The sequence below is a fragment of the Chryseobacterium sp. Marseille-Q8038 genome (genome assembly GCF_965111995.1).
Genome location: NZ_CBCOPN010000001.1, coordinates 2,221,468 through 2,240,005 on the forward strand (window position 1 = coordinate 2,221,468; position 18,538 = coordinate 2,240,005).

At 37.8% G+C, this 18,538-nt stretch carries 17 protein-coding genes and 1 pseudogene; 6 read left to right on the forward strand and 12 right to left on the reverse strand.

Annotated elements, in window-relative coordinates; genetic code table 11:
- Positions 1-7 precede the first annotated feature (7 nt).
- From ACWPWS_RS10285 to ACWPWS_RS10320, 8 genes and pseudogenes are all read right to left on the reverse strand, one after another.
- Complete coding sequence (locus tag ACWPWS_RS10285) at positions 8-658, reverse strand: hypothetical protein (RefSeq protein ID WP_454046418.1); 651 nt, start codon at positions 656-658, stop codon at positions 8-10.
- A gap of 21 nt (positions 659-679) precedes the next feature.
- Positions 680-1,030, reverse strand: a pseudogene (locus ACWPWS_RS10290) (RHS repeat-associated core domain-containing protein); the annotation flags it as partial.
- A 65-nt stretch (positions 1,031-1,095) separates the two neighbouring features.
- Positions 1,096-1,869 (reverse strand): hypothetical protein, encoded by a 774-nt coding sequence (locus ACWPWS_RS10295; protein WP_454046419.1) that lies wholly within the window; start codon positions 1,867-1,869, stop codon positions 1,096-1,098.
- A gap of 66 nt (positions 1,870-1,935) precedes the next feature.
- Positions 1,936-3,291, reverse strand: a complete 1,356-nt coding sequence (locus ACWPWS_RS10300) for an RHS repeat-associated core domain-containing protein (protein WP_454046420.1) — start codon at positions 3,289-3,291, stop codon at positions 1,936-1,938.
- A 2-nt stretch (positions 3,292-3,293) separates the two neighbouring features.
- Positions 3,294-4,505 carry a hypothetical protein gene (locus ACWPWS_RS10305; RefSeq protein ID WP_454046421.1) on the reverse strand — a complete coding sequence of 404 codons (1,212 nt, stop codon included), beginning with the start codon at positions 4,503-4,505 and terminating at the stop codon, positions 3,294-3,296.
- A gap of 29 nt (positions 4,506-4,534) precedes the next feature.
- On the reverse strand, positions 4,535-5,278 hold the full coding sequence (locus ACWPWS_RS10310) for a DUF6443 domain-containing protein (protein ID WP_454046422.1): 744 nt from the start codon (positions 5,276-5,278) through the stop codon (positions 4,535-4,537).
- 21 nt (positions 5,279-5,299) lie between these two features.
- Positions 5,300-5,671 carry a hypothetical protein gene (locus ACWPWS_RS10315; RefSeq protein WP_454046423.1) on the reverse strand — a complete coding sequence of 124 codons (372 nt, stop codon included), beginning with the start codon at positions 5,669-5,671 and terminating at the stop codon, positions 5,300-5,302.
- Between the two features lie 1,015 nt (positions 5,672-6,686).
- The gene (locus ACWPWS_RS10320; protein ID WP_454046424.1) at positions 6,687-7,691 is read right to left on the reverse strand and encodes a glycosyltransferase; all 1,005 of its coding nucleotides are present in this window, start codon (positions 7,689-7,691) and stop codon (positions 6,687-6,689) included.
- Positions 7,692-7,899: 208 nt separating this feature from the next.
- On the opposite strand from ACWPWS_RS10320, the gene ACWPWS_RS10325 reads away from it, so the two are divergent.
- Together ACWPWS_RS10325 and ACWPWS_RS10330 are read left to right on the forward strand one after the other, a co-directional pair.
- Positions 7,900-8,910 carry an SDR family NAD(P)-dependent oxidoreductase gene (locus ACWPWS_RS10325; protein ID WP_454046425.1) on the forward strand — a complete coding sequence of 337 codons (1,011 nt, stop codon included), beginning with the start codon at positions 7,900-7,902 and terminating at the stop codon, positions 8,908-8,910.
- A 42-nt stretch (positions 8,911-8,952) separates the two neighbouring features.
- Entirely contained in the window at positions 8,953-9,759 is an 807-nt protein-coding gene (locus tag ACWPWS_RS10330) for a helix-turn-helix domain-containing protein (RefSeq protein WP_454046426.1), read from the forward strand.
- Between the two features lie 68 nt (positions 9,760-9,827).
- Here the strand turns inward: ACWPWS_RS10330 and ACWPWS_RS10335 are convergent, their stop codons facing one another.
- Both ACWPWS_RS10335 and ACWPWS_RS10340 read right to left on the reverse strand, forming a co-directional pair.
- Positions 9,828-10,007, reverse strand: coding sequence for a hypothetical protein (locus ACWPWS_RS10335; protein ID WP_454046427.1), 180 nt, complete (start codon positions 10,005-10,007; stop codon positions 9,828-9,830).
- Between the two features lie 18 nt (positions 10,008-10,025).
- The gene (locus tag ACWPWS_RS10340) at positions 10,026-11,192 is read right to left on the reverse strand and encodes a THUMP domain-containing class I SAM-dependent RNA methyltransferase (RefSeq protein WP_209785356.1); all 1,167 of its coding nucleotides are present in this window, start codon (positions 11,190-11,192) and stop codon (positions 10,026-10,028) included.
- Between the two features lie 137 nt (positions 11,193-11,329).
- Between ACWPWS_RS10340 and ACWPWS_RS10345 the strand changes: the two genes are divergently transcribed.
- Together ACWPWS_RS10345 and ACWPWS_RS10350 are read left to right on the forward strand one after the other, a co-directional pair.
- Positions 11,330-12,055, forward strand: a complete 726-nt coding sequence (locus tag ACWPWS_RS10345) for a class I SAM-dependent DNA methyltransferase (RefSeq protein ID WP_454046428.1) — start codon at positions 11,330-11,332, stop codon at positions 12,053-12,055.
- The gene (locus ACWPWS_RS10350) at positions 12,055-12,786 is read left to right on the forward strand and encodes a ZIP family metal transporter (RefSeq protein ID WP_209785442.1); all 732 of its coding nucleotides are present in this window, start codon (positions 12,055-12,057) and stop codon (positions 12,784-12,786) included. The genes ACWPWS_RS10345 and ACWPWS_RS10350 overlap by 1 nt, the downstream gene beginning before the upstream one ends.
- Before the next feature lie 60 nt (positions 12,787-12,846).
- On the opposite strand, the gene ACWPWS_RS10355 is transcribed toward ACWPWS_RS10350, so the two are convergent.
- Both ACWPWS_RS10355 and ACWPWS_RS10360 read right to left on the reverse strand, forming a co-directional pair.
- Complete coding sequence (locus ACWPWS_RS10355; RefSeq protein ID WP_454046429.1) at positions 12,847-14,232, reverse strand: OmpP1/FadL family transporter; 1,386 nt, start codon at positions 14,230-14,232, stop codon at positions 12,847-12,849.
- A 53-nt stretch (positions 14,233-14,285) separates the two neighbouring features.
- Positions 14,286-15,395 (reverse strand): prolyl-tRNA synthetase, encoded by a 1,110-nt coding sequence (locus ACWPWS_RS10360; protein ID WP_209785444.1) that lies wholly within the window; start codon positions 15,393-15,395, stop codon positions 14,286-14,288.
- A gap of 144 nt (positions 15,396-15,539) precedes the next feature.
- Between ACWPWS_RS10360 and proS the strand changes: the two genes are divergently transcribed.
- A complete protein-coding gene (proS, locus tag ACWPWS_RS10365) occupies positions 15,540-17,015 on the forward strand; it encodes a proline--tRNA ligase (RefSeq protein WP_454046430.1) in 1,476 nt (491 codons plus the stop codon).
- Between the two features lie 118 nt (positions 17,016-17,133).
- Positions 17,134-18,465 carry a DUF937 domain-containing protein gene (locus tag ACWPWS_RS10370; protein ID WP_454046431.1) on the forward strand — a complete coding sequence of 444 codons (1,332 nt, stop codon included), beginning with the start codon at positions 17,134-17,136 and terminating at the stop codon, positions 18,463-18,465.
- Positions 18,466-18,538 lie beyond the last annotated feature (73 nt).

Here is an 18,538-nt window from a genome sequence, read left to right on the forward strand (position 1 = left end):
TTAAATATTATGGTACAATTTTACCTGCATCACCTACTTTAGTAGGGAGAGTTTTTGGTGTCACTTGATTATATGGAACAAATTCTGGCCTTGTTCCAGTTGCTTTTTCAATATCATCTAACGCTTTTCTTTCTCTTGATACAGGTGTGCCATTTTTGTTTTGTTTTCCAACCTGTACCCGTTTAACTGCATTAGTTTTAGGATTTGTACCTTCTACATCTATAAATCTTTTACTTTTATTTCCATTAGGTGTTTTTACCATTACTTCATTTCTAATTTTTGTGAATCCTTCTGCTTTCAACTCTTCTTCAACATCATTTATTTTAGATTGATGCAACGGTCCTCCTGCTTTCCCATATGGATTAGGTACTTTTCCAATAGTTGTTTCTGCAATTCCAGCACTAGCTTCTGCCCCTGTGAAAACACCTTTCATTGCAGACCAAACTCGTCCAAAGAACCCTGAAGCACTTGCCGCCCTTACCGATAGTACAATTTCCTCAATTTCAAAAATCGGTGCAGAAATAACTAAGGTGTTCAGTTCCTGAATTGCATCAGCATGTTCTCTTAATCTGGAAGCTTCTACAGTATTACCCCGCGCATCAAGACTATTAGCAAGTTTTAATCTTTCTTCATAAACCTTTGCAGCATTTGTAGGCAAAGCCTCTAATCCTTCTAACTCCCTATGAGCTACTACTTTATTTTCTGAGAAGTTATAATGCGACTGGTAAGCGTATTTTTCACTTAAAGGATCAACATTAAAGAACCTTCCTATCGAAGGATCATAGTTCCTCCATCGGTAAGAACTCCAGCCTGTTTCTGTTTGTTTTTCCTGCCCTTGTGTAGAGTATTTGTAATTTGGAGATATTGAAGTCGCAGTAACTAGCTCTCCTCCAAACTCTAGCCCGAAAGGATAATAATGAGTAGCTCTGTCTATTGTAGAATTTCCGGAAACATCTTTGTAATACGCAAGCCTGATGTTTCCTACCTGATCGGAAAGTGCTTTGTTAAAATCTAGGGTATTGATTTCAATGCCCTAGATTAAGATTCTTAGAAATTAGCCATTTCATGGTTGTTTTGGTAATTTTTGTGGATTTATTACTGATTTCTAAACTCTTCAATTCTATGATTATAGTTTTTATTATCTTTAAAACTAACATACTGAATACCAAAACAAGGGTTTACATTCCCGTCCATTAATTTTGTATTATAAAAAGAAAAATGCTTTAATTTCTTCAACAGTTTGATCCATTTTAAGTCAGGAATATCTCCACAGTCTCCTAAAATTAATTTTTCCAGATTTAAACAATTTTTCAATTCATTATATTGAATTAATTTCCTACAATAGTCTAATATCAAAATTTCCAAATTTTCACAAATATTCTCAAGTCCCTTTAAAGTACTTAATTGACTACAATAATGTCCTTCGAAAATTTTTAACTTTGAGAGTTTTAATCCCTCAAAATTTTGAATATTACTTTCTGTAATATGTATTTTTTCTAGTGAGCCAGGGAGCTTAATGAATGAAAAGGATTTATTTTTAGGTTTAAACTTCCAAATGACTAATGTTTTCAGATGTATATTTTCTGACAAATCAATTTGTTCATTGTACCAATCAATTGAAAGGTGCTCTAACTCCTTAAATTGAGAATAGTCTATACTTGGTTTAGATTGGGAGTCATGAATATTAACTGTAATTTTTTTAAGATTATTTAATTCATATAAGCCTGAGCAATCAATATCAAATTTGTTTAAGTAAATTTCTTCAATAAAAGTTATGTCTTTTAAGAAAGATAAATCTTTAATAGAATCTGAATTGATAGAAATAGAACGAATTTTTTTTGATTTAATGTATTTTATTTCTTCAGACAAACTACGGTTGCTTCCTCCCTATGGCCAAAGTTTTACCATCTTCTGCGATAGCATATCCATTATTTATCATAATTTCTTGTTATTATATTTCTTTGTATCTTGCTCTCTATATCTGTCACCAGGAGACCTTCTTTGATTATAATTATTTTCACTTTTGTGACCAGGAGTCCCCTGATCCTTATCAGCATCTGTTTCCATTCTTTCAGATTCCTGTTTAAATGCTTCTCTATCATTTTTTGCTTCTGTCCAATCTGTCTTTTCTAAAGGATCATCATTCTTCTCTGCCTTTTCTTTACCAGATTTTGCTGCTCTTTTCTCATCTCCTTTTCCATGATATTTTTTACCGCTTTGATGAGTATTTGTGTATGATCCTGTTTTCTTATTCCCACTAGAAGAATCACCATCTTTACTCTTTCTTTTATTATCTCCCTCACTATTTAAGACACGATTGGCAAGGTTTATTCCTGTATAAGAAACCGCCACAAGAACATTAATTTGGGTACCTAAGCCCCGCATTAAGCCATTATAATTATTAATGGCATTACTTTTCATCTGCTCATACACTGCTGATCCTGCTCCCGGTTTCGCAGCGTATAGAGGCGGAGGTGTTAAAGCACCAGGTGCAAATATTGGTAGTGGTACAAATTCTAGCCCTTCCAGCTCTCTTCCATCAACAACTCTATTCTCTGAGAAATTATAATGCGATTGATATGCGTATTTTTCACTTAATGGATCAACATTAAAGAACCTTCCTATCGCAGGATCATAGTTCCTCCATCGGTAAGAACTCCAGCCTGTTTCTGTTTGTTTTTCCTGCCCTTGTGTAGAGTATTTGTAATTTGGAGATATTGAATTGGCAGTAACTAGCTCTCCTCCAAACTCTAGCCCGAAAGGATAATAATGAGTAGCTCTGTCTATTGTAGGATTTCCGGAAGCATCTTTGTAGTATGCCAGTCTGATGTTTCCTACCTGATCGGTATAGTTGTAAATATATTTATTCTGAACGAAGTCATAATAGCCCTCTGAAGTAGGCACAAAGTTTAATACATTATTGGTATATTGAAATCCATCCAGATAGTCTGTAGCAGAGGTGGTTTCGATATTCGTTTTGCCGGAACCGAAGGTATAGATCTTTTTAAGCTTGGTTCCATCTGCTTTGTATACATATTTTGTATTGACATTGAAAAGCAGATTGTAATAATCCCGTGATTTATATAAAGAATTGAATTCTATTTGATTGGGAAGATTCAGAAAATTGTAATTGATCTTTAATATCCCTTTATCCAAATGGGTAGTCATATTCCCGTTACCATCATAGGCAATCTCATTTCCTGAAACGTCGGGGTAACCAGCATAATTTCCGGAAGTATCATTCACCCTGGCAAGTCTGTTCCCGGTGTATGTATACCCCAGATTATCCATCACTACAGCTCCTCCGTTGGAGAGCAGGTTTCTTTTAAGGTTTGGATATTCCCGTTGAGATCATAAGTGAGAGATTCGTTGTAATAATTGTTCTGAGGTACAGTTGCATTGGGTTCAGAGTAGATTCCGTTTTTGAGCCTGTCTAATGCATCATATTGATAATTATACCTTCTGAATGTTCCGGTATCTGCACTTGACCAGTCTATTTCTGCAATATTCCCGTTATATTTCCCTGTAGACACCGTAGAATACGCGGGATTATGGTATTTCAGCTCATAGGCAAAGAGCTTTCCGTTCAGGTTGGCAGGATCATTCACTTTGGTAAGCCATCCACGTATATTGTAGGTTTGATCTATCGACTGTAAAGGAGTACCCGTGGTATTTCCTGTTTTTTTATTGATAAGCTGTCCCAGGTCATTGTAGGTGTTTTCTGCCAGCAGTTCTTCCATTTGGCTGTTCACCTTGTGATAGTGTTTCAGCAGTCTTTTCTGGTCATCATATACAAACCTTTCCTGGAGGGTAACCTCAGCATCAGAAGCTCCTTTTTTGTGGTAGGTATAGCTTTCGTCTACAGCCCCGGAGAAATCAAGCCTGAATTCCTTTTTCGTATATCCGCCCAGGTGATTCCAGCTTTTCTCCGCTACTTTTTCCCCTTTGGTGTTATAGTAGAAATAGGTTTTGGTCCAGTTATCATCCTCAATATTTTTTACATAAGATGCTGTGGGCAGCCCTTGGGTATTGGCACCTCCGTTAAGCGCCTTGTCTTCATTCACTACATATTGATCGAGGATTTTTGCAGGAGGAAATTCCTTAGTGTCCCTTGGATAGGAATCATAGTAATGAACAGAAAGAAGCGTCTGGAAATTGGTAAAAAGCGTATTGGTATAATACACCACAATCCCGTTTTTGCTAAAACCTGCAGCTGTAGGGGTTTCGCTGATAACAAGATTGGTAATCTGTCCCTGTAGATCTGCGCGGCTTCCTCCTTCAATAAGTCCGGTATAGGCAACACGGCCAAAAGCATCATATTTGGTCAACAGCCATTGTCCTTTATTTTTCAGGTTCACATCCTGGGTAAGCACCGGGCGGTCAGAAGCATCATACACTACAGATTCCCAATCATCCCTTCCGGGCAGTCTTTTTTCCACCTGCCTGTACTGGCCGTCGTAGCGGTATTGATAACAAAGGCTGTTGACAATATCCGTGGTAACCACATTATTATTCTGCTCAATCTTTTTTACTGCTAAAGCGGGAATAACAAATGCCTTTTGCCCGTATTCATTATAGACATAATAGGTGTCAATATTTTGGGTTCCATCAGTACGGCGTACAAAACAGTTTCACCACGTCCGTTCTGAAACTCTATGACGGGAGTTCCGTCTTCATCGGTTACGGTATTCTTGTATAAAGTTCCCGGAGCATAAAACTCACTGCCCGGTACTATGGATACAGAGGAAATGGTTTTATGATCTGTTCCAGATGTAGCTGTGGTTGTACTCGTGATAAATTTCTTTACCTCTGAACCAAGGTTCACTTCATAGGTAAGCTTTTGTGTATGTCCGCCCGCCATTTTCCAGGGGTCACCAGGCTGAGCCACTTGCTTTAGCCTGTCTAAGGGAGAATTCTCCATCTCCTTTTCCGTATAGGCATTAGCAGTTCCGTAGTAAGAATTAGCCGCAGTTTCATTGGTAATCCCAGTATGGATCGCTGAATTTAGGGTATTGGCAGGAACTGGAAGAATATCCTTTACCTGTCTTCCGAAGGCATCATAAGTAATGGGAGTCACCAGATCTTTTCCTGTTGTGGTCGCTTTTACACTGATTATCTGTTTGGGTCTTCCCAGTCCATCGAAATAGGTAAGGGTTTCTGTCTTTTTGCTGCAGTCTCCGCTCAGGCAGGTTTGGGATTGTATATAGTTTTCTGAGATACTTTGTGCAGAGGTCAGCATGGCGATCAACAGCAGACCTAATAGGTGTATTTTTTTCATGGGTGTTTTTTTCATGGGTGCTTACTGTTTATAGTGATACCTGAATTCTTTCACCACTTTATAGCGGTAGGTTCCGGTATTATCCCTTTTTCTTACCTGAACCTGTTTCAGTCTGTTAGCGCTGTCATAGACATAGAGTTCCCTGATTCCTGACGGTGGGGTTATGGTGGTTACTCCTACCAAAGGATCGTAAGTATACTTGGTGGTCATTCCCACAGGCTGAAAAGAATCGAGAGCTTGTAATAACTCAGCCTCTTTGGTGGGATCTGCTGCATCTTCATTGGATTGGGTTACAATGGTGGCTATTTGGGTGTCTTTCTGCCACACTACTTCCTGAGCGGGTACGCCGAGGACCGTGCATAGAGTGAATGCACTGAGATCATTTTTTTTCATTCCCGTGTTGTTTTTAAGTTAACATAGTTTATCCTGATAGATCATGGTTTATCCAATTCTTTTTTATATTGTGTTTTTGAGAATCGGATGCTTTTATAGGCTCAGAAATATTTCAAAACTATTTATAATAATATTCTTTAGGGGTGAAAAATATTGTAATTTATGTGCATAAAATCAGGCTTCAATGTGTACACATTAAACTGATATTGAATAATTTAAAAGCAGTTAAAGAATATCCAGCGAATGGGTATAACCGAATAAAAATTTCATAGTTATTGCTTTTTAACCCTAATTGCCGGATGGTAAAAATGTGACCTATTTGTACGAATGTTACTTTGATGTATGCAAAAATATTCTCGTGAAGCAACAGAATAAAATAACAAAAGATCCGGAGTAATGTTCCGGATCTTTTTATTTCTGCTGAAAAAGTATATAACCTGTCTTTTGCGGTTGGGAAATCCTCCGCTGGCGTTCTGAACTTCTCCGTATATGTTTTTAATCTCAATGATGGGATTATGCAACCGGAAATCTGATATAACAGACCTTAACGGAAAGCAAGCAGACCCCGAAATAGTATGCTGAAACCTCAAATTATAACCTTACTTCTCCAATTTATATATTGATACCCCATGCAATGTATTATTTAGGCAGCAGTTAATTGTCGTAAATGTTGTGTATACTCTTTTATAGTTTTTGGCTAAAGCCGTTGGAAGATGTTATTGATGATTAAATGGGCTAAAGCCCATTCCTACTGAATCCAAACTTATCGCCTCTTCGAAATAACAACCTTTGTGTATAATCTTTTAGATTTTGGCTAAAGCCATTGGAAGATGTTATTGATGATTGAATGGGCTAAAGCCTATTCCTATTGAATCCAAACTCATCGCTTCTCCGAAATAACAAGCTTTGTGTATAATCTTTTAGGTTTTGGCTAAAGCCGTTGGAAGATGTTATTGATTTATTAAATGGGCTAAAGCCCATTCCTACTGCATTTTCTTTTGCAGACAATTCCGTGTTACTTTTTATAGTAGTGATGTGGAAAAGCATCCTCAGGTTTCATTCTGAAAACATTCAGCAAAATCCAGGATTTCAGGAATCCATACCCGTAAGAAAACATTTGAATATAGGTGGAAACCACTGCCATACCGGCAATACTGATATTTTTAGTCAGCAATAAAGCATGAAACAGCACCAAAAAGGTATATAATCCATAGAAGGCAAGGATGATCCCTCTATGCATAATAAAATACTCCAGGAAGCCCATCACATATCCCAACATAAATAAAGTAGGAAAGGCAAAAGAAATCTTCACATAATTAGGGTGTCTCTGATTAAGAATCGGTCTTGCACAGCCAAACTGATAGACCTGCTTGGAAAATTTCCCAAAATCAACTCTGCGCTTATGATATACTGCAATATCATCAAAAAAAGCAGTGGTAAAACCGTTTTCCCAAAGGGTCATAGACAAATCCGGATCCTCTCCTATTCTCATTTCAGAAAATCCGCCTACTTTTTGAAAAACAGCCTTTTTCACGCCCATATTAAAACTTCTGGGCTGAAATTTAGAAACGGCTTTCTTACTTCCTCTAATTCCTCCTGTAGTAAAAACAGAAGTCATGGAATAGGAAATAGCCTTCTGCATCAGATTGAATCCTTTATGAGCCTTATCTGCTCCTCCAAACGCATCACAGGGAATCGTCAGGATATCGTTTTTAATATGTTCAATATAATCTTTTTCAACGATGACATCACTGTCTACAAAAACCAGCCATTCATGGGCTGCTCTTGCTGCGCCATAATTTCTTGTCAGTCCTGGTCCCGAATTATCCTTTCTGAAATATTTAATATCCAACCCTTGTTCAAAGTTTTTGATGGTTGACTTCAGGTCGATCAGAGAACCGTCATCTACAATAATGATCTCAAACTCCTTATCCGTCTGTTGGGTAAGAGAAGTCAGCAGCTCAAAAAGTTCGTCTTTTCGGTTGTAAATGGCAACGACAATGGAAATAGTAGGCTTCAAATTGAAAATTTTTCAAAATTACTTATTCGCAGAACAACCTACAAACAGTTTAACAGCTTATTCAGAGAAATTAACGAAGTTCTATTTTATCCTTCTCATTGTATGGGTTTTACTGATGAAATTCTGAGCCAACAAATTTGACATTTTAAACAAAATGGACACAGGAAATCCATCCTAATTTTGCTATAGAAATTTAAAACAATAAAAAATGGAATTTACAATCAATGCATTGCAACAGCCTGTTCAATCAGGATTCAATGCGTATTCAACAGCGCAGGAAGTTATTAAAGGAATGGATCTTACCGGAAAAACAGTGATCATCACCGGCGGTTATGCAGGAATTGGTCTTGAAACCACAAAAGTATTGACCTCAGCCGGAGCACAGGTCATTATTCCGGCAAGAGATATTGAAAAGGCACGAAAAAATCTCTCAGGGATTGAAAATTTTGAACTTGAAGAAATGGATCTGATGAATCCATCTTCTATTGATGCTTTTGCAGAACGATTTACAGCATCAGGAAAAAGCCTGGATCTGCTTATTAATAATGCAGGAATCATGTGGGTTCCTCTTCGCAGAGACAGCAGAGGTTTTGAATCTCAGCTGGCAACCAATTACTTTGGGCAGTTTCACCTTACCGCAAAATTATGGCCGGCTCTGAAAAAAGCTAACGGCGCAAGGGTAATCAGTGTTTCTTCTTATGGACATCAGATGTCTCCTTTTGATTTTGAAGATCCTAATTTTGAGAGAAGAGACTATGATACCCTATCCGGATACGGACAATCCAAAACAGCCTGTAATCTGTTTGCTGTAGCACTGGATGAAAGAGGAAAAGAATTCAACATCAGAGCGTATTCTCTTCATCCCGGTTCTGTATATGGAACTGACCTGGGCAGAGAAGAGCCTATTGAGCTTTTTAAACAGCTTGGAACCCATGATGAAAACGGAAATATCAAACCGGAGGTTGAGGCAAGATTAAAAACTGTTTCCCAAGGGGCTGCCACTACAATCTGGTGTGCCGTAAGCCCACAGCTTAAGGAAATTGGCGGTGTATATTGTGAAAACTGCGATATTGCGGAAATAGACCATGGACAAATTGAGCACCGGTTTGATGAACCGGCAACCATCCGGGGAGTCCAGTCTTATTCCATCGATAAAAAAAATGCTGAGCGTTTATGGAAATTAAGTGAAGAAATGCTGGGTTTCCGGTTTGATGCCTAATAATTGTTTTTTAAATACATTTGTAATGCAAAACTTCTGACAATGGATTTCCAGATACAATACCTCACACCGGATATCAAGCTTTCCAGTTATGATGATAAACTGTTCAAAACCGAAACAGTGTTTGAATACCATATGCTGGTCTGGTTTATATCAGGAGAAACGAAGATTATTCAGGCCGATAAAACCTATATTTTCAAAGCAGGAGATATTTTTCTGATCCCAAGGAATCATCTGGCCACGATTATTAATTATCCTAAAGACGGACTTCCTCATAAAGCAGTAGCCATGCATCTTACCACAGAACGTCTGAAAGATTTTTACCGTTCGGTTGGGGAGCAAAGAAAGACAGGATATCGGGAAGCCAGCATTCACAGCTTTGACAGTCATCCGCTTCTGAACAGCTGTCTTGCTTCTCTAATCCCCTATTTTGAGATGGAGGGGCCGTTTCCTGAAAACATTGCTCATTTAAAGATTACCGAGGCAATCAGTATTGTAAGGGAAATTGATCCGGATATAGATTCTATACTTGCCGACTTCGATGAGCCTGGGAAAGTGGATCTGATTCATTTTATGGAAAAGAATTATATGTTCAATATGCCTTTGGAGCGGTTCGGATATCTTACAGGAAGGAGTTTATCTACTTTCAACCGTGATTTCAGAAAGATTTTTCAAACAACACCGCAGCGTTGGCTCACCCAAAAGCGTCTTGAACTCGCCTTTTATCATTTGTCTGAAAAGAATAAAAAGCCTTCTGATGTTTTCCTGGAAGTAGGTTTTGAAGATCTGTCGCATTTTTCGCACGCCTTTAAAAAGCAGTATGGATTTGCGCCTTCACTGGCACGATAAAATAAAATAGGTTGTACTTATGGGTACAACCTATTTTTATTATTTAATAAATTGATTATCTACTATAATTATTTTTCCTTAGAAATATCCGGATTTTTCGGATCCTTCTTTTGAGATATCACATTATGATTTAAAGCCTTTCTTTCAGGTTTTGAAGGTGATTTTGAACGTGACGATTTTGATCCGGAACTAAACAGTCCAAACGCATCCAAAACTATATCAAATACATCTAAAAAATTCCAGGACATTTTTAATCTCAGAGTTTATTAATTATTACCTTCCAGTTTATGTACTTTCTTCGTTCCCTCATACATTTCGTACTGTAAAAATCTCGTTTCCAGTTTTCCGTTGAAAAGTTTGATCTTTCTTGAAGGACGTAAACCGATTTTCTTCACCGCTTCAAGATCAGAAGAGATCAGCCATGCTAAGGTATTCGGATAATTGGTTTTAAAAGTATCTCCGATTTTCTTGTAGAAATCATCATCATTGATGGAAATTCTCTCATCATACGGAGGGTTGAAGACCATTAATAATGGGAACAATTCTTTTTTAGAATCAAAGAAATTCTGTTTTTTGATCTCAATTACATCTTCCATCTCTGCCGCTTCTACGTTCATTCTTGCAGCATTCAGCATTCTTGCATCGATGTCATACCCAACAATTTTTCCATCAAACTGTCTGACTCTGTTAATTCTGAATTCTTTGATTTTTGCAAACAGGTCTGCATCATAATTATTCCAGTTCTGGAATCCGAATCTTTTTCTGAAGATCTGAGCCGGAAGATCCATTGCAATCATTGCTGCTTCAATCAATAGTGTTCCGGAACCGCACATAGGATCCAGGAAATTTCCTTTTCCGTCCCAGCCCGCCAGCTGAAGCATTCCGCTTGCCAACACTTCATTGATAGGGGCTTCTCCCTGTTCTGTTCTATATCCTCTTTTGAATAAAGGATCTCCTGATGAATCCATTGAAATCATCACCAGCTCCCTGTCAATATGAAGGTGGAATTTGATATCCGGATTTCTTGTTTCTACATTCGGGCGTCTTTTGAATTTGTCCTGAAAATAATCCACAATGGCATCCTTCATTTTTAAAGTCACAAACTGAGAATGCTTGAACGTTTCAGAATTTACCGTAGCATCAATAGAGAAAGACTGGTCAACATCCATGAAGTTTTCCCATTCAAATTTGAACAGTCTGTCATAAAACTGATGTTGATTAAAAGCCTTGAACTCATGAATCGGAACCAGAATCTTCAATGCTGTTCTCGCAGAGTAATTGATTTTATAAAGAAAACCAAGATCTCCTTCACAATTTACTGCTCTGTTTTTGATTTCAACATTTCTTCCCCCCAATTTTTTGATTTCTTCTGCCAGAATCTGCTCCAATCCGAAGAATGTCTTTATCTGTATTTTAATATTTTCTGTATCCATAAGTATGAATTAAAAGATTTAAAGTTTTAAAAATTAAAAGATTAGCTATCCAACTTCTTGTCCAATTGAAATTTTCAATCTCTTAATGTTGTAAAATACTTTGCTTTTAACCGCACAAATTTAGTTATTTTTGCATTATGGAATGGTTTGAATCTTGGTTTGATACCCCTTATTATCATTTGCTTTATAGCAACAGAGACTATACTGAAGCTGAAAACTTCATTACAAAGCTTACTGCGGACCTTCAGCTTCCGCCTCAGTCGAAAATCATAGATCTTGCCTGTGGAAAGGGAAGACACTCTGTTTTCCTCAATAAATTAGGGTATGATGTTTTGGGTCTTGACCTATCAAGACAAAGTATTGAATCTGATAAACAGTATGAAAATCAAACACTGATTTTTGAAGTTCATGATATGAGAAACCCAATTGACGCAGATCCTATGGATGCTGTATTCAACTTATTTACAAGTTTTGGGTACTTTGATAATGAAAATGATGATAAAAAAGTATTTCAATCGGTTTATAATGCATTGAAGCCCGGAGGATATTTTGTCCTTGATTATCTGAATGAAGCGTATGTAAGAAATACACTGATCCCTGAAACAACAGTCACACGCAGTGATATTGATTTCAGGATTCTGAAAAAAATCGAAGGCAGGCATGTCATCAAAGATATCCGTTTTGAAGCTGACGGTAAGCCGTTTCATTTTTTTGAAAAGGTAAAGCTTCATACATTGGAAGCCATTCACAACTATGCCTCTGAATGTGGCTTTGAAAGAATAAAAATCTGGGGAGACTATCAGCTGAATGAATTTAATAAAGAAAATTCCCCACGTTGTATCAATTTATTTAAGAAAAAATAATGACAACAGTACTTTTACTGATTTTAAGTGTCGTAACAGGCGTATTTCTGGGAAAACACTTTGGTAAAAAAGAAAAACTGGCTAAAAATCTTTTGATATTGAGTGCCGGTTTTTTAATTACGATCTGTCTCAATGAAGTTTTCCCTCAGGTGTATACCTCTGCCGGAAGCAGTAATCTTGGGATATTCGTCATCGGAGGAGTTCTTCTTCAGATGATTCTGGAAGCACTTACCAAAGGTTTTGAACACGGACACTTCCATCATCATAGTGAACATAATATCCTTCCCGTTGCTTTAATGGTAGGATTATTCATCCATGCTTTCATTGAAGGAATTCCTCTTGCCAATGAAACGCACGAGATGTCTCCTTACCTTTGGGGGATTGTCTTTCACAATCTGCCTATTTCATTTATTCTGGGGGCATTTTTATTTAACAGAAAGGGAGAATCAAAAAGTTCGTCCTCTTATCCTTCTATTCTTATTGTAGCCTTATTTGCCCTGGCTTCTCCAATGGGAATGTTATTAGGAAACTATTTCAATCCTGATCTTCAGCCTTATTTTCTGGCTATTGTAGGGGGAATATTTCTTCATATTTCTTCTGTCATCATTTTTGAAAGTAATAAAAATCATAATATAGACTGGGTAAAAATCGGACTGGTTGTTTTAGGAGTTTCACTTGCATTGATGATGCATGTTTTCCATCAGCATCCTACCGCTGTTCATTCTCATTAAAAAGTAAAAAAGCTCCGGAATCCGGAGCTTTTTATGGTATAACGCTTTAATTATCAAAGCTTAGAATTTCCATCCTAATGTAAGGAAGAAATTATTTCTGTTACTTTTTACATCACTTACTGCATAAGCATCACTTTGGAAGCTGTTTTTAGCAGAATAATAAGATGAATCAAAATTACCATCCATATATCCTCTCATGAAAGGATTACTATATTTGGATGAGATATTCTGATAAGAAGCATCCACATAGAATGATTTGAAATCATATCCGATACCCAGTGAAAGTGTATTTCTGTCACTTAGCATAAGATTGCTGTAAGACTGATCACCTACAGTACCAGCATCGTTAAATCTGCTGATGGTAAGTGCATCAAAAGGACTTGACTGGTAAGAATAACCACCTCTCAATCTGAACTGCTGTACTCTGTACTCCGCCCCTACTCTTACTTCTGAAAGATTCTTGTAATTATCTTTAAAGAAATCATTCAACTCTCTTTCTGCTCCTCCATATACTTTATAATCAGGTTTTGTAAGTCCAAGCGTATAGTCTACATTCAAAGAGAAGTTTTTACTTGCTACAAAGGCAGCACTCACAGTTGCTTTAAGCGGTGAAGTAAACTTTCTGTTCTCAGCTCCCATATCATCCCCGTAAACAGGATCATTATAGAAATAATAATTTCTGTCTATTGTCCAGAATGTAGGCGTTTCAAGAGATGCTCCCACTCTGAAATTAGGACTTAGCTTTCCGATTACCCCTAATGAAGCTGAAAAACCAGAAGATCTTTCTGAATAAGGAGTATCTTGTTTACTGAATCCTTCTGTGGAATTATTGGTCAGATTTCTGTAAAACAAGCTGTCATACTGATCCAGTGAAGCATTGAAAAAATTGAAACCTGCTCCTAAATATAAATTATGATTATAATTGGCTCCCACCCCAAAACTCATCTTTGACAAGTTACCGTATCTTTCATACAGATGACCCGCCAATGCTGCATCTTTGGTAATATCATCTTTATCAAAAGCATAGACGATATTATTATTTCCCGGGGACTGGATGACATTGTCCAGAGTCTGGTTAGAAAAATTAATACCAATATTGATAAACTTCCATCCAGTTTCTGTCATCAAAGGAAAAGCAATTACTCCTCCTGCATTCCCAAGATCTCCTTTGGTTTTGCTATAATCTATTGTAGATCCTCCTAAAGAACTGGTGTTTTTATTTCCTAAAATAGATAAAGTTCCTGAAACCTCTCCTGAAATAGCTACTCCTAAACCTGCCGGGTTAGTAAGCAAAGAGTTTGCATCACCACCTAGCGCACCATTAGCTCCAGCCATCGCATTAAACTTAGCTGATCCCACCATAGGAGTACTTGAGTAAACCTCTACAGTATTTCTTATGACAGAAACATCCTGAGCCTGCGCATAAAATGCAGCAGAAATACTCATTAATACTAAAGATTTTTTTAACATTATTTTTTTATAGTTTATTAATTTGAAAATTATCTGAAGCCACCTCTGCCGCCGCCACCGGATCTCATTCCGCCGCCGCCTGAAGAACCGCCTCTGAAGCCGCCTCCACCAGAGTTGAAGCCACCACTGGATCTGAAACCTCCTGAATCATTAGATCTGAAGCCTCCATTATTGTTGTTATATCTTGGCTGTGGTTGCTGATAATTATAATTAGGTCTTGTTTGTGGTGCAGAATTACGGAATCCACCATTGGAATTCGTATTTCTGAAACCACCTGAATTGGTATTTCTGAAGCCGCCCGAATTGGTGCCATTACTGTTTCTGAATCCACCATTTGAGTTTGCATCTCTGAAACCACCATTATTATTGGTATTTCTGAAACCACCGTTACTATTTCTGAAACCTGAATTAGCGGTATTGGTTCTGTACACTGCATTACCTACCCCTGTATTCTGGAATCCGCCTCCGCTGATACCACTTCTTCTGTAAACAGGTCTGTTGTAGTAGCCACCACCCCAGTAACCTCCTCCGTATCCCCAATATGGGTTTCCGTAGTATCCGCCCCAGAATGGATCATAGTATCCTCCATAACCATATCCCCAGTATGGACTTCCCCATCCGATAGAGCCTCCCCAGCCCCAGCCGAATGATCCGCCCCAACCCCAGGACATACTTGCACCCCAGCCCCAGCCACGGTTCATACCCCAGCCCCAATACGGGCTATAACCACCATACCATCCCCAAGGAGATCCCCATCCCCATGAGTTATTGTCATAATAGTTGGTTTGAGAACCTGCATAAAGTCCCCAGTCTGAATCTGTAGCATTGGAGTTCCAGTTTGTATTGGTATTACTCCAGTCATTATATCTGTTTTGCTGCTCTCTGGAATTCGTTTGTGCATTTTGAATTACATTGGAATCCTGATAGTAGTCATAATATTCTCCTACTCTGTTTCCGCTATCATTAATGATAACTCCTTCAGGTAGCGTATCCTTATTGGGGTCGTAATACACCCCATCGGTCTCGCTATACCCTCCCATCTGAGCACCACAAGACACAAGTAATAATCCGCCTGATATAGCCAATACCCCTTTGGATCTTAGCAGACCAAGCAAATTTTTATGTATATTTCTTTTCATGATAACGTAAAAATTTTTAATTTAAATTATATTTGCAATCTGTACCAAAAATGTACCAAAATACTGGTAAAAAAATCTATCAAAAATAGATTTTTATTTTTAGATAACAATAATGTACAAAAGTTAAAAAAATTTTAAAAAATAATGGCAAAATTAACCTCAAGAAGCGAAGATTACAGCAAATGGTATAATGAGCTGGTTGTAAAAGCTGATTTAGCTGAAAACTCAGGCGTGCGTGGATGTATGGTGATCAAACCGTATGGCTATGCGATCTGGGAAAAAATGCGTGATGAAATGGATAAAAAATTCAAAGAAACAGGTCACGTTAACGCATACTTCCCGCTTTTTGTGCCCAAGAGCTTATTTGAGGCTGAGGAAAAAAATGCAGAAGGTTTTGCAAAAGAATGTGCTGTTGTTACCCACTACAGATTAAAAACCGACCCGGACAATCCTTCCAAGCTGATTGTAGATCCGGATGCAAAACTGGAAGAAGAACTTATTGTTCGTCCTACTTCAGAAGCAATTATCTGGAATACTTACAAAAACTGGATTCAGTCTTACAGAGACTTACCAATATTGATCAACCAATGGGCGAATGTTGTTCGTTGGGAAATGAGAACACGTCTTTTCTTAAGAACCGCAGAGTTTTTATGGCAGGAAGGTCACACCGCTCACGCTACAAAAGATGAAGCGGTAGAAGAAGCAGAAAAGATGAATAAAGTATATGCAGATTTTGCAGAAAACTTTATGGCAATGCCGGTAATTCAAGGATTAAAAACGCCATCTGAAAGATTTGCAGGAGCTGATGAAACCTATTGTATTGAAGCATTAATGCAGGACGGAAAAGCTTTACAGGCAGGAACATCTCACTTCTTAGGACAGAATTTCGCAAAAGCATTTGACGTAAAATTCACCAATAAAGAAGGAAAGATAGAACATGCATGGGCTACCTCATGGGGAACATCCACTCGTTTGATGGGAGCTTTGATTATGACACACTCTGATGATTTCGGATTGGTACTGCCTCCTACGCTGGCACCGATTCAGGTGGTGATTGTTCCGATCTTTAAAGGAGAAGAGCAGTTAGAACAAATCAGTGAAGTCGCTTTGGACATTCAGGCTAAACTGAGAGCTAAAGGTATTTCTGTGAAATTTGATAATGATACTCAGAACAAACCAGGATGGAAATTTGCAGAATATGAATTGAAAGGAGTTCCTGTAAGAATTGCAATGGGACCAAGAGATCTGGAAAATAAATCTGTGGAAATCGCGAGAAGAGATAATCTGACGAAAGAAGTTCGTTCTATTGAAGGGCTAGATTCGTACATTGAAGAGCTATTGAAAACAATTCAACAAGACCTTTACAATAAAGCATCTGAATTCAGAAAAGATAATATGACGAAAGTTGATACTTATGAAGAATTCAAAAAAGTTCTCGAAGAGAAAGGTGGATTCATCTATGCTCACTGGGATGGTACAGCTGAAGAAGAGGAACAAATCAAAGATGAAACAAAGGCAACCATCAGATGTATTCCTTTGGATGATGATATAGAAGAAGGAATTTCATTAATTTCCGGAAAACCTTCTAAGAGACGTGTATTATTCGCAAAAGCTTATTAATAATTTTAATGATTTAGAAAAAAATCGTTAATTTTTAAAGAAATATTCAAAAAAAAGTGACATTTGGACAGATTTTTGTTTAATTTTATCTCAACATTAATCAAAAAAATTTATTATTATGTCTTTAAATGTCATTGATTTAATTAAAGGACAATTAGGTCCCGCTTTAGTTTCACAGGCTGCATCGCAGTTTGGAGAAAGTGAATCCGGTATTTCTAAAGCAATTGGCGGATTATTACCTGCTGTAGTAGGTGGATTAGCCAATAACGCAGATAAGCCTGGCGTTGTGGATGCTATTACACAAGCCTCTTCAAGTGGAATTTTAGGAAATTTATTAGGTGGTTCGTCCAGCAATCCTATTATTTCGAACTTGTTGTCTTCAATTTTTGGAGATAAAGTAAGTGCATTAGTTAATTCCATTGCCAGTTTTTCAGGAGTCAGCAATACCTCTGCAGGTTCTTTGTTAAACCTGGTGACTGGAGCTACAGTAGGCACTGTTGGAAAATATGCAGCAGACAATAATTTGGGTGCTTCAGGTATTTCCAGCTTACTGAATGATCAGAAAGGCGTTATTTCTTCTTTATTGCCGGCAGGTCTTTCTTTGGCTTCCTTTGGATTAGGAGCTGAAAATTGGTTTGGTCAGGCGAAAGAAACAGTTTCTTCAGTAACTTCTACTGCTAAAGATAACCTTGCAGAAGGTGTTGCTACAGCAAGAGAAAATGTTTCCGAAGGAGCTAGAGAAGTAAGAGAAAGATTTGAAAATAATAACAATAATAATCAAGGCGGAGGTTCAATCTGGAAATGGTTGCTTCCGCTTTTATTATTGATAGCCGCTGCTTATTTCTTATGGAAACAGTGTGAGAAAAAACAGACGACTACAACTACGACCACTACGTCTGATTCTGCAGCTACCAGCTCCACTACAGATACAGCAGCTGCTACAGGAACAGCAACTCCTGCTCCTGCAACAGCTAAAACGGATGAAAACATTGATCTTAACGGAGTGATGTTAAAAGGCTACAAAGGCGGAATGGAAGATCAGATGATTACCTTCCTGAAATCCGGAGCATACAAAAACGCAGCTGATGATTCAGCATTGAAAGATAAGTGGTACGATTTCGATCATGTTAATTTCAAAATGGGAAGTTCTTCTGAACTTGAAGCAGGTTCACAAGGACAGCTGGATAACTTAGTGGCTATCCTTAAAGCTTTCCCTGATGCAAAAATCAAAATCGGAGGTTATACTGACAAAACAGGAAATGAGGCTAGCAACGTAAAACTGTCAAAAGCCAGAGCTGAATTCATCAAAGCTGCTTTAGCAAAAGCAGGAGTTGGTGCTCAGGTTCTGGAAGCAGAAGGCTATGGAAGTCAATTTGCAAAAGTAGATGCAAAAGCTTCTGATGCTGAAAGAGCTGCTGACAGAAAAATGTCTGTAAGATTTGCAAAATAGTCTTTAGATTTAATAAAAATTAGGTCCCGGGAATCAATTTCCGGGATTTTTTTATGCTATGATTTTTCTGTTT